Below are 12948 nucleotides of genomic sequence, written 5' to 3'. Positions count from 1 at the left end.
AGAATAAGAACGAGCGAATCAACTTCTACGATGGATTAGAAATACCAATCCATTAGAACCCTAACAATTAGATAGAACGATTTCAGACTCATCTGAAATTACAAAAGAACTAACCTCATAGAAAGTAGAGCAGATCACTTTTTTGGACTTAATTTTTAGAGGAAATTCTAATCTCTCACTTTGGTTAGAGGGACGATTTCAACTAATAGTTTAATGCATCATTTTTTACTTCATAAGCAATGCGTAAGCGCGCAATCGATCCGATTTCGGCAAGGATGATCTATGCTGGAAAACGTCAAACTGCTTCTCTGGCTATGATGATTCTTTCTCCCGAACTGCAAACTCGCTTAGCTCAACCTCTGAAGATTGGTGATTTTGAGGTGAAAAGTCGGGTGTTGCAATCGCCACTATCGGGTGTAACAGATCTCGTATTTCGGAGATTAGTGCGTCGTCATGCTCCGGATTCGATGATGTATACCGAGATGGTGAACGCAACCGGATTGCATTATGTCAAAGAGATTCCGATTCTCATGGAAGTCGATCCGAATGAGCGCCCGATTAGTATTCAACTGTTTGATTGTCGCCCTGATTTTCTAGCGGAAGCCGCACAAAAAGCGGTAGACGAGGGAGCAGACACCGTTGATATTAATATGGGTTGCCCCGTGAATAAAATTACGAAAAATGGGGGTGGATCTTCTTTACTCCGGCAGCCAGAACTTGCAGAAGAGATTGTGCGATCGGTGGTGAATGCAGTCGATGTTCCCGTCACGGTTAAAACTCGAATTGGTTGGACGGATAAAGAAATTACGATTCTGGAATTTGCGAAGCGCATGGAAGATGCAGGCGCGAAAATGATCACCGTTCATGGACGTACGCGATCGCAAGGGTACAACGGCGCAGCTAAGTGGGAATGGATTGCCAAAGTCAAAGAAATTCTCTCGATTCCAGTGATTGCAAACGGCGATATTTTCTCGGTAGAAGCAGCAGTAAAATGCTTGGAATTTACCAAAGCCGACGGTGTGATGTGTTCGCGCGGGACATTAGGATATCCGTTTTTAGTCGGAGAGATTGACTATTTTCTCAAGACAGGAGAAGAGAAAGCAAAACCGACGCCCATCGAGCGTTTAGAATGTGCGCGCGATCATCTGCAAATGTTGTGGGAGTACAAAGGCGATCGCGGAGTTCGACAAGCGCGCAAGCACATGACTTGGTACTCAAAAGGATTTGCTGGAGCAGCAGAACTCCGAGGGCAGTTAAGTCTGATTGAGAATGTGAATCAGGGATTGGAGTTAATCAATAAGGCAATCGATCGCTTGTCAGTAACAGGATGGCAAGAAGAATCGGAAGCCGAATTGCTGGAGATGTCGGTTAGCTGATTTCAGACTGCACAACTCCCGTTTGGTTTGCCGCAGATTTCATTGATCTGAGCATCGGTAAAGTTGCATTGAAAATTTTGTGCGCGTCTTCAGAAAAAGCTGTCTATATTCTGTTAAACATGACATCAGGCGTGACGGCAATCAAATTTGAATGCAAAAACTTTTTCTGCAACCATCGAACCTTCTGACTCTCAGTCTTGTGGCTGTTTTTTCTCTGCTTGCTGGATGCAGTCGATCGCCCAAACCGATCACACTCTCTAGCGGCACCAGCAATGGCTATTACAGCCGCCTCGCCAAGCAGATTACCACTGCCACAAACCGCACCGTCAATGTCCAGATTCAAGATCAAAAATCCGAAGGCTCGATCGAGAATCTCAATCGTCTCCTCGATCGTCAAGTCGATTTTGCGCTGGTGCAGTTGGATGTTGTGAGTGAGGCAATGCAGCAGGGAAAAGTCCAAGCGATCGCCGTGCTTGCCGATGAACCCATTCATATCATTGCCCTTAAAAATTCAAACGTGCGATCGCTGAGTGATTTAGAAAAAAAACGAGTCGGTATCGGCGCTCCAGGCAGCGGAATTTACTACACTTCTGAACTGATCAATACCGCTTTCAACTTAAACATTCAGAAAGACACGTCTGGATTTGACGAAGCGTTTCGCAAACTCAACAACCGCCAAATTGATGCTGCCATCTACGTCGGCTCAATCGGCGCGAGCGATCGTATCCGCCAACAACTCGTCGCACAACCCTCTTTGCAACTTGTTTCAATCCAACCGACATTCATTAACTATTTGATGAATCGCAATCCTGGCGCATATCAAGCCATGGGCATTCCTCAAGGTATTTACAGCGCGCGTCCCACGATTCCCGATCGCGATATTTCCACGCTCGCAACTGCCACCGTTCTCGTGACGCGCCCGGATGTCGATGAAAAAACCGTTGGACTCCTCACCTGGTCAATTCTCTACAACTCGCGCCAGTTCTCTCTCTTTTATCCTGAATTACAAACCGGAGAAGCGCGATCGCTGCTGCAAAAGAACTTGCTCTATGTACATCCGGGCGCACAAAGCGTTTACAGTCAAAACGCCGATCCTCGCGAAGCCTGGCTACGATACTTAGAATCCAATAACGACCTTCAAGCCGGGATTGTGATTCTGGTAGGAACGAGCGGGATTGGTTTGATCATGCGGCGTTGGAACCGCGAGCGCTGCAAAAAGCTCCTCACATCCACCATTACTCGTCTCAACGAACTCAATCAACTGCTGCCTCAAAATGCTCAACAAGCACTTTCGGGTGTTGAAGACCTCAGTCAAGAACATCGTCTGATGTTCATTGATGGACGGATCACCGCTGATACCTATGAGCAAGTTCAGCACAAAACCCAGACCTTCACCGAGGAATGCCGCAAAACCATTAAGCAACAGCATAAAGAATTAGTGCTCGATACCTTGCTGATTCTGGACGACTGGCAAGCTGCGCTGCAAATCGACCCAGAATCCGCGCTGCAAAAACTCACGTCCCTAAAACAGCAATACCGGAAGATGCTGATCCAGGATCAAGTCGAGATTCAGGCATACATTGAGCTGATGGAACTGACGCTCTTATCCGTAATGTCATTGGCTCGGAAAACCGAAGCACACGAGAATCGATCTCCTGATTCTGAGATCATTTCGTCCCCATATTCTCAGTAGGCGTAATGTTTGATCCTTAACTTGTGGATATAGGAGAAACCAGGAGAATCTACTAACAGATTTCCTCACTAAATTGTGTGATAGCCATTTTGCAAAAAATCTGATTAGATATAATCAGACTTGCTTCGGAGCGTTTTCGGCAGCCTTAATTTTAATTAGGCTGTTTTTTTTATCAGATAGTGTATACAGTGAACACCTAGTTAAGGTTACAACTTAGACAGGTTTGACCCTAAGTTGTAACCGTTTCGATCGCTGAAAAAATTCTAAACAAGAGTGTCCTGTGTGTGAGATTGCCCTGTGAGTTCGTCTAGGGAGCACGATCGCGCTTTGCATAATTATCCTGGAGCAAAATCGTATCGGTTTGCGTCGAACGTTGAGCAGTGGTCGTTAAATTTTGCTACCCTACGAGACTGCGACCCAAATTCTGCGATCGAGCGAATCCCTCATGATTGAAGTCGAACACCTCAGCAAACTTTACGGTTCTACCGCTGCGATCGAAGATGTCACGTTTTCAGTCGAACCTGGCGAAATTCTCGGCTTTCTCGGTCCCAATGGAGCCGGAAAGACCACCACAATGCGAATCCTGTCGGGCTATTTACCAGCTAGTCGAGGAACGGCTAAAGTCGCAGGCTTCGAGGTGCATGAAAATCTCATGGCAGTCCGACAAAAGATTGGCTACTTGCCGGAATCTCCCCCGCTTTATCCTGAAATGACCGTCCAGGGATTCTTGAATTTTGTTGCCCAAATTAAAGGGGTGAATGCAGGTGATCGCCCAAATCGCATTCAAATCGCACTCGAAAAAACAGGACTCATCGAGAAGCGAAAAACGATTATTCGCAAACTGTCTAAAGGCTATCGGCAACGGGTGGGCATTGCTCAAGCGATCGTGCATGATCCGCCCGTGATTATTTTGGACGAACCGACCGTTGGACTTGACCCGCGCCAAATTATCGAAGTCCGCAATCTGATCAAACAATTAGCAAGCGATCACACGGTCATTCTTTCCACGCATATCTTGCCGGAAGTGAGTATGACCTGCGATCGCGTCACCATTATCAATCGCGGTCGAGTCGTCGCAACCAATACGCCCGATCAATTGATGGCACAACTCAATCGGGGTGCAGGCTATGAACTCGAAGTCGAAGGCGATTGGAACACGATCGATCATTGCTTAAACATGATTCAAGCCGTGCAATCTGTCGAGCAGCAATCGACGGTTCATCAACGGCATCGCGTTCGCGTCTTTTCAGAGGTCGATTTGGGTCGAGAAATCGCGAACGCGCTCGTGAGTCACGGATTAGGACTCTATGAAATGCGGCGAGTACAGGCGAGTTTAGAAGATGTGTTCTTAAAGTTAACGACCGAAGAAAACCCTGTTGAAGAGTCTACCGAGGCGGAAGAATGAAGACTGTATTGTTGAATATTGTGGCGATCTATCGACGGGAGCTTCTGAGCTACTTTACTTCGCCGTTCGCTTATACGATCGCGGCTGTATTTTGGTTAATTTCTGGCTTTCTGTTTACAGCGACTTTAGATGGTGTGATTGCGAATGCAGCACAGTATGACCAAGCTACTGCATCGGGCATTAATACTGCTCCCGTCGATATTCCTTACGAATTTATTCGCTTGCTGCTCGGCGTGATTGGTTCGTTATCTCTCTTTGTATTACCCATGCTGTCTATGGGTCTATATGCCGAAGAACGAAAACGCGGCACATTAGAATTGCTAGCAACATCACCGCTGACGAATTGGTCGGTTGCAGTCGGGAAATTGCTAGGTGTGATGACCTTCTTTTTCACCATGTCGTTGCCGCTGTTGTTATATGAAGCGATCGCACTTGCGAATCTCAATCCACCGATTCAAATCAGTGTGTTACTGCTCGGTCACGCGGGGTTATTGCTTCTTGCGGGTGCAGTGCTCTCGCTCGGTATGTTTATGTCGTCGCTCACCGATAGCACGATCGTGGCTGCAATTCTGACCTTTGCTTTGGTTCTCGCCTTGTGGGTTGTGGATCTAATCGCTCAAAATTTTGGTGGAGTTGTTGGTAATGCGATCGGGCATTTATCTTTACTCAAGCACTACACGAATTTAATTCAAGGCATTGTTGATACCAGTAGCTTAGTGGTCTTTGCAAGCTACATTCTGCTGGGAATTTTCCTCACTGCTCAATCGATCGATACATTCCGCTTCCAACGCTCATGAAAAGACGACTTAATTTTGTAAAATTCCTCATCCTGCCAGGATTCATGCTGATTTTGGCGGGCATCTCCGCAGGGATTGTTTCAGGCACTTGGGGATCGATTCCGCTGGGATTGATCATTGCTGGAATTGTCGTGATTGGGCTGTGGATGCTGCTGATTGGGCAATTTGACGATCCGTTAGAGCCGAGCTTTTGGCGAAGACGATCGACACAAGCCAGCACGAATGCGTTAGTGAGTACGATCGCGGTTTTAGCAATTCTCGGATTGATCAATTTTCTCGCGGTGCGATCGGTACAGCGATTTGACCTGACCGAATCAGGACTGTTCACGCTTTCGCCAGAATCTCAGCAAGTCTTGCGCGAAATGCAGCAAGGCGTAAAGCTCTGGATTTTCACAAATGATCAAAATCCTCAAGATCGAGCGTTGCTCGAAAACTATCAGCGGATCACGCCTAAATTCTCATTTGAGTATCTAGACCCCAACTCTAATCCTGGCGTGGCTCAAGCCTTTGGCATCAAGAACGCAGGCGACAACCGCGACGTGTTTATCGAACTGCAATCGAGTAAACGGCGACAGTTTCTCCAGAGTATTTCACCTGAAATCCGTCTCTCTGAAAATCGCATCACGAATGGAATCTTGCAGATTACTAGCGATCGCCGCTCCAAAGCCTATTTCGTGCAAGGTCATGGAGAAAAATCGCTCACAGCAGGAGACAACTCGATTTCAGAATCGGTCAAAGCTTTAGAAGACAAGAATTTTATCAATGAACCTTTGAATCTCGCGCAACTAGGGACTGTTCCCGAAGATGCTTCTGTTGTGCTGGTCATTGGCTCAACTCGTCCTTTAGCAGAAGGGGAAGCCAAAGCCCTCGAAGCCTATGCGAACCGAGGCGGAAATCTCCTGATCGCAGTCGATCCAAATACGAAATCTGGACTCGATACGTTTCTCAATTCCTGGGGTGTGAAACTCGACGATCGCGTTGCGATTAATGCGCCAAACCAGCGATTGAGCAACGCAGGCCCGGCTGTCGCGATCGTCACTCAATACGGAAATCATCCGATTACTGCCCCCTTCGGCAAGGGCATTTCGTTCTATCCGGTTGCTCGCCCGATCGATATCACACCGACTCCAGGCGTTCAAGCCACTCCGCTCTTACTGACTGATCCCAATAGCTGGGCAGAAAGCAATCTCAAAGAACAACCGTTAAAGCTAGATGGTGGCGATCGGCCTGGGCCTTTAGCGCTTGCAGTAGCACTTGAACGCACGGTTACTCCAACCGTTTCTCCAAGCCCCACTGCGACTCCATCTCCAAGTCCAGTTCCAAGCCCTACTGCGACTTCATCTCCAAGTCCAGCTCCGACCGCCTCCGCTTCTCCAAATCCAGTTCCCAGTCCGACCTCTGCACCTGCCAAACCTTCACGCATGGTTGTGTTTGGCAATTCAACCTTTATGGTGAACGGATTTTTTGCTCAGCAGTTGAATGCGGATGTTTTTCTGAATTCTGTGAATTGGTTGACTCCAGATCAGCAGCAACCGCTCTCCATTCGACCTAAAGATGTAAAAAATCGCCGCATTGCTCTTAGCGGTGAGCAAGCCTTACTGCTCGGATTCCTCGCTTTAGCGATCGTGCCGCTTTTCGGCTTCATTACCGCAGGCGCGCTCTGGTGGAAACGACGCTAAAAAACCTGGGGACAGAACATCCCCAGGCACAGTAACGATAAAAACTAGCCGTGAAAAATTACATCAAACCCAACTGAGCCAAAATCCCTTTTCCAGTCATCAACTCAGTTGCAAGTCCGATCGCAAGACCTAACATCGCCAAGCGACCATTCCAGTTCTCAGCAAAATCGGTAAATCCAAAAGTGCTTTTCTTCTCCATCTTTCGTGACCTCTTTCTCAAGATAGATTACTCTCCATAACGTAACATTTCTTAAACTTCTTGACAATCGATCAAACTAGATCATTGAGGCGGGTAGATAGGGGGTATAGAGAAATCTGGTTGTTGAGTGCATTGCAATTCCTAACATTCATGAATCGGATTTGAGTCCATATGCTAGATTTCTACGTATGACAAGGGGAAGAAAAATTCAAACTACCGCAGAACTCGAAGTCCGGTTACTGCGCGAAGGGATCACCGAATCCGTACATCATGCTCAAGCGGTCATTTGTGACGATCGCGGTCGATTGCTCCTATGCGCGGGCAATCCTGAAACCGCCACATTTGCTCGATCCGCACTCAAACCGTTTCAAGCCATTGCTGTGACTGCATCTGGCACATTGGAGCGGTTTAACTTGACCGATCGCGATTTAGCCATTATTTGTAGCTCGCACAAAGGCTCGATCGAACAAGTTCGCCAAGCTTTTAACATTCTCTGGCGTGCTGATATCGATCCGAGCGCCCTGCAATGTCCTATTCCTGCTGGCAAGAAAAGCCCCCTAGAATACAACTGCTCAGGCAAACATGCGGGAATGTTGGCAGTCTCTCAACAACTAGGCTTTCCGTTTACTGACTATCTGAACTACCATCATCCGGTGCAGCAACTGATTCTGAGTAAGCTCGCAGAATTTCTCAAAAATCCTGCCGAAGAATTCATTCCTGCCCGTGACGACTGTGGCGCACCGACTTATTTTATGCAGCTTCGCCAACTGGCTTGGCTCTATGGTCAGCTTGCTTCTGGCGGAAATCTCGACATGGAACGCATTGTCAGAGCCATGACCCATCACCCAACCTTGGTGGCGGGAGAAGGCGAGTTTGACACCGAATTAATGCGACTCAGCGAAGGCGAACTCGTCAGCAAATCAGGTGCAGAAGGCATTCAATGTATTGGGCGAGTCGGGGAAGGCATGGGACTGGCGATTAAAGTGATGGACGGTGCGAAACGTGCCAAATACGCGATCGCCATTCACGTTTTGCGCCAAATGGGGTGGATTACCCCTGCCATTGCGGAAAATCTCTCGGAGAAGTACATCACGATCGGACAATATAAGCGACTCGATGTCGCGGGCGAACTTTCCATGCTTTAGTTGCACTTGGAACCTTCCAAATGACGATCGCGTTGTTAAAATCACATCATTAATCTTCTCTAGAGTGCACCGATTCTCATGAGCGACACTATCCTGAATGTCCGCAACTTGCAGGTTCAATTCAAAACCGATGAAAGAATCATCAAAGCTGTTGATAGTATTTCATTTCAGGTCAGACGTGGACGCACTTTAGGAATTGTCGGCGAATCAGGCTCAGGGAAATCGGTGACTTCTCTTGCAGTGATGCAATTAATTCCCAATCCCCCTGGACGGATTACAAGCGGCGAAATTTGGTTTCAGGCGAGAGATGCCCAAGAGCCAATTGATTTACTCACGGTTCCCGAAAAACAAATCCAGAAGTATCGGGGTGAGCAGATCTCGATGATCTTCCAAGAACCGATGACTTCGCTGAATCCGGTTTACACATGCGGTTTTCAGCTCGTCGAAGCTATTCGGCAGCATGAAGATATTTCTCAATCCGAAGCCCGTCGTCGTGCGGCTGCACTGCTGCAAGAAGTCCGCGTCTTGCCGCCCGACGACGAAATGAAGCGGCGCATTTTAGAAGAGCAATCGATCGCTGAATCCGAAATCGATGCCGAATTGAATCGCCAAAAAACCTCGATGCTCGATCGCTATCCGCACGAACTTTCCGGCGGACAGTTGCAGCGGATCATGATTGCAATGGCGATCGCGTGTAACCCAACCCTGCTGATTGCAGATGAACCGACGACTGCATTGGATGTAACGGTGCAGGCCACGATTTTGGATCTGCTGCGAGAATTGCGCGATCGTCGGGGAATGGCAATGATGTTCATCACGCATGATTTAGGCTTGATTGCAGAAATCGCGGATGACGTAGCGGTGATGTACGAAGGCAAAATCGTTGAGTATGGTTCGGTTCTAGAAATTTTCTCCAATCCCAAACATCCTTACACACGCGGATTGTTGACTTGCCGCCCACAGCCTCATCGACGGTTGAGATTCTTGCCCACAGTTTCAGATTTCATGGAAGTCTCCATGTTGCCAACGGGTGAAAAATTGATCCAGGCAAAAAAACAGGATGTTCAGGCAGTTCTAGCGGAAGCTCAAGAAGTCAGCGAAACGGAACTTGCTCAAAGACTGCAAGACCTCCAGAAACATGCTCCGCTCGTTTCCGTGCAAAATTTGCAAGTCGCCTTTCCAGTTCGTGGCGTGTTTGGGCAAACCAAGCGATATCTCATGGCAGTGAATGATGTTTCATTCGATGTCTATCCTGGGGAAACCCTAGGATTAGTAGGTGAATCGGGTTGTGGCAAGTCCACCTTGGCACGAACGCTGCTGAGATTGATCGAGCCGAAGCAAGGCAAGATCTTTTTTGAGGATCAAGACATTCTCAAGTTGTCAAAATCCCAATTGCGTCAACTGCGTCGAGAAGCCCAAATTATTTTCCAAAATCCATTTAGCTCCCTCGATCCGCGGATGAATATTGGGGATGCGGTGATGGAGCCTTTGGTGATTTATGGTCGAGGCAATCGCAAGCAGTATCGAGAGCGAGCCGAATATCTCTTGCAGCGAGTCGGACTTGACCCGAAATGGATGCGCCGCTATCCGCATGAATTCTCAGGCGGTCAACGGCAGCGGATTTGTATTGCGCGATCGCTTGCCCTAAATCCTAAATTCATTATTTGCGATGAGTCTGTCTCTGCTCTCGATGTTTCTGTGCAGGCACAAGTGCTCAACCTATTAAAGGAATTGCAGGCAGAATTCGGCTTGACTTACATTTTCATTTCACATGACTTGAGTGTGGTTAAGTTCATGAGCGATCGCATTATCGTGATGAATCGCGGCAAGATTGAAGAAATTGGCACAGCCGATACGATCTACTCCAAACCGCAAACCCCTTACACACGGCAATTAATTTCTGCAATTCCAGTCGGTTCAATCGATCGCATTCAACAGCGTCAGCAATCTCGATCGGCATAATCCTCAATTTAAGACGAAAGCGGCAAACTGAATCATTTGCCGCTTTTGTGTTGAATGCAATTACTTGCCTAACAGTTTCACCAAGCCAATCCCACCAAAATACAAACCTAAAACCGCTCCACCTAATAAACTCTGCGTCAATGGATCAGTTGAAGGCGTAATCACTGCACCCAAAATCGCTGAACCTAACAGCACATATTTCCATCCTGACAGCATCGTTTGAGAAGAAACAATTCCCAAAAATCCCAACAATGCCTGCACAACTGGAATTTGAAACGCCAATCCAGTACTAAACATCAAGAGCAACACAAACTCAAAATAGCGATCGATTGACCAAGCCTGCTCAACAACTTCCGCACCGTAAGAGATAAAGAAATTCAACGCTGCCGGAATCAGCAACGCATAAGCAAATGCCAATCCTGCCAGAAATAAAATACTTGACCCAAAGATCACGGGCGCTAAAAACCGTTTCTCTCGGCGTGTCAGCCCCGGCAGCACAAACGCGACAATCTGATACAAAATCATCGGCGCAGCCAGCACCAGACCGCTATATCCTGCCACCTTCATCGAAACAAAGAAATATTCTCCTGGCGCAAGCTGGAGGAATTTCACCCCAACGGCTGGCACTTCCAAGAATTGCACCAGCGGTCTGACATAGACAAAACACCCAATAATGCAAACGACGATCGCGATTAACGAATAAAAAATTCGCTGCCGCAATTCTTCTAAATGATCAAACAGCGACATCTCAACATCATCGAGAATGTCTCCATCATCTGCTAGGGTCGGTGGATCAGCAGGCGCGAGATCCTTCGCCGTATCTGAAGTGATATCGGTGGATTGAGTCGTTTCGAGTTCCGAGGGAGCAGTCATGGATTCTATCTTTCTGTCCGATGGGTTGTACTCATTGTATCGAGGAGAGGCATAGAGACAAACTGGCTTCTGTTGATATAGTTGGGAAAATGTCTCCACATCAGGGTCTAGGTTCTTCAACTCCCTTAAAAACTTGACAATGCTGCTTGCGAATCGATATCAGATCTTACGAACGTTAGGCGAAGGAGGATTTGGTCAGACCTTCTTAGCAGAAGACACCCAAATGCCCTCTAGACGGATTTGTGTGATTAAACAACTCAAGCCTGTCACGACTGAAGCAGGCGTTTATCAAGTGATTCAAGACCGATTTCAGCGAGAAGCTGCGATTTTAGAAAAACTAGGCGAAAATCATCTCCAAATTCCTAGACTCTACGCCTATTTCAATGATGCGGGGCAGTTTTATCTCGTACAAGAATGGATTGAAGGCGAAACGTTAGAACAACTCGTCGATCGCAAAGCACTGTTCACCGAAAATTCTGTCCGTAAGATCTTGCTCGATCTTTTACCTGTACTGGAATTTATCCACGCTCAGGGCATGATTCACCGCGATATCAAACCTGAAAATATCATCCTGCGAAATTCTAATCAGGAGCCAGTGCTGATCGACTATGGAGCGGTTCGCGAAACAATGGGAACGGTGTTTAATTCGAGAGGAAATCCTACCAGTTCGATCGTGATTGGCACACCAGGCTATATGCCCTCTGAACAAGCCGCAGGTAGACCCATTCCCTCAAGTGATCTTTACAGTTTAGGATTGACTGCAATCTATCTGCTCACAGGTCGATCGCCTCAACTGTTAGAAACCGATCCGCAAACTGGAGATATTTTATGGCAGCAGAACGCACCTCAGTTAAGCCCTGAATTTGCGGCGATTCTAACCAAAATGGTGCACTCGCATCCACGCGATCGATATGCGAGTGCGACTCAACTTCGAGCCGTCCTAGAATCTCCAACGTCTACCGTCCCTTCGACTCAGATTCATCAAGCTAGCACTGAGGTCGGCACTGTCATGCTCGCCTCGAATTCATCGAGTGTGGTGTCTGCTTCATCGACTCAACCTGATCGCTCAAAACTGATCACGGCTGGAATTGTTGGCGGTGGATTACTTGCAGCCGTTGGAACAGTGAGCTTTTTCCTTAGTCGTGATCCTCATGTTCTCACTCTGCCGCCCATTGTTCGATCTACGATTGCGAGTCCTAACCCAACCGGGAAGCCTTTCACGGAAGCAAGCCCATCCCCATCGCCGGTTGAAAGTCCTCGGGTTCGCACTGCTTCTCCTGAGCCGAGTCCTATTACTTCTAGCAATCCTAAACCCTCTCCAACGGACAATAATCCACCCGGGGAAGTGATTTCTGTGCCGCTTGTTCTTAAAGGAATTGCTGGAGGACAGGTAAAAGTTTATGCTCAGCCTTCTACGCGATCGAATTCCCCCCATTACGGTCTGACAGGTGATCAAGTGATTGCTACCCGACTGACAGAAAATGATACTCAAGAGCTTTGGTACTATGTGAAGTTTCCCTCAGGTGCGGAGGGCTGGATTCAAGCAGAACAAACCGATTCCATCAATGATCCATCTGAAATTTCTCAATTTCCTCATGAGGGACGATTGCTGGGCGAAACGATTGGAAGCCGTGTGAATATCCGTTCTGCACCTTCGACTACTGCGAGTGCGCCAAGCTATGGATTAGTTGGGGATCGAGTCGTTGTCTTGGAGCAAACGCTGGGCGAGGATAATAGAACCTGGTATTTCGTTGAATTTCCAGCTTCTAAGGCAAGAGGTTGGGTGCGGGAGGATTTTGTGGGGATGTGAATCTGATAA

The 12948-nt window shown here is 47.6% G+C and carries 10 protein-coding genes; 8 read left to right on the top strand and 2 right to left on the bottom strand.

Features of this window, described 5'->3' with window-relative positions:
- Positions 1-239 precede the first annotated feature (239 nt).
- From dusB to OU814_RS15435, 5 genes are all read left to right on the top strand, one after another.
- Positions 240-1376 (top strand): tRNA dihydrouridine synthase DusB, encoded by a 1137-nt coding sequence (gene dusB / locus OU814_RS15455; RefSeq protein ID WP_326498309.1) that lies wholly within the window; start codon positions 240-242, stop codon positions 1374-1376.
- Between the two features lie 151 nt (positions 1377-1527).
- Complete coding sequence (locus OU814_RS15450; protein ID WP_017287605.1) at positions 1528-3069, top strand: TAXI family TRAP transporter solute-binding subunit; 1542 nt, start codon at positions 1528-1530, stop codon at positions 3067-3069.
- A 445-nt stretch (positions 3070-3514) separates the two neighbouring features.
- The gene (locus OU814_RS15445; protein WP_268184119.1) at positions 3515-4474 is read left to right on the top strand and encodes an ABC transporter ATP-binding protein; all 960 of its coding nucleotides are present in this window, start codon (positions 3515-3517) and stop codon (positions 4472-4474) included.
- Positions 4471-5271, top strand: coding sequence for an ABC transporter permease (locus tag OU814_RS15440; protein ID WP_268184118.1), 801 nt, complete (start codon positions 4471-4473; stop codon positions 5269-5271). Before OU814_RS15445 ends, OU814_RS15440 begins: the two co-directional genes overlap by 4 nt.
- A 44-nt stretch (positions 5272-5315) precedes the next feature.
- The gene (locus OU814_RS15435; protein ID WP_268184117.1) at positions 5316-6950 is read left to right on the top strand and encodes a GldG family protein; all 1635 of its coding nucleotides are present in this window, start codon (positions 5316-5318) and stop codon (positions 6948-6950) included.
- 58 nt (positions 6951-7008) lie between these two features.
- Here OU814_RS15435 and OU814_RS15430 read toward each other — a convergent pair whose 3' ends face one another.
- Positions 7009-7149 carry a high light inducible protein gene (locus OU814_RS15430; RefSeq protein WP_017287601.1) on the bottom strand — a complete coding sequence of 47 codons (141 nt, stop codon included), beginning with the start codon at positions 7147-7149 and terminating at the stop codon, positions 7009-7011.
- Between the two features lie 188 nt (positions 7150-7337).
- Here OU814_RS15430 and OU814_RS15425 point away from each other — a divergent pair, with 188 nt between their 5' ends.
- Positions 7338-8294 carry an asparaginase gene (locus OU814_RS15425; RefSeq protein ID WP_017287600.1) on the top strand — a complete coding sequence of 319 codons (957 nt, stop codon included), beginning with the start codon at positions 7338-7340 and terminating at the stop codon, positions 8292-8294.
- Positions 8295-8372: 78 nt separating this feature from the next.
- Positions 8373-10256: an ABC transporter ATP-binding protein gene (locus tag OU814_RS15420; protein WP_268184115.1), complete on the top strand. Its 1884-nt coding sequence runs from the start codon at positions 8373-8375 to the stop codon at positions 10254-10256.
- 60 nt (positions 10257-10316) lie between these two features.
- Here OU814_RS15420 and tatC read toward each other — a convergent pair whose 3' ends face one another.
- Complete coding sequence (tatC, locus tag OU814_RS15415; protein WP_268184114.1) at positions 10317-11129, bottom strand: twin-arginine translocase subunit TatC; 813 nt, start codon at positions 11127-11129, stop codon at positions 10317-10319.
- A 139-nt stretch (positions 11130-11268) separates the two neighbouring features.
- Here tatC and OU814_RS15410 point away from each other — a divergent pair, with 139 nt between their 5' ends.
- On the top strand, positions 11269-12939 hold the full coding sequence (locus OU814_RS15410) for a serine/threonine protein kinase (protein ID WP_268184112.1): 1671 nt from the start codon (positions 11269-11271) through the stop codon (positions 12937-12939).
- The last annotated feature ends 9 nt before the right edge of the window (positions 12940-12948 follow it).

This window comes from Leptolyngbya sp. GGD, from assembly GCF_026735145.1.
Lineage (GTDB): Bacteria > Cyanobacteriota > Cyanobacteriia > Leptolyngbyales > Leptolyngbyaceae > Leptolyngbya > Leptolyngbya boryana.
This window is presented reverse-complemented; position numbering and strand designations above follow the sequence as displayed.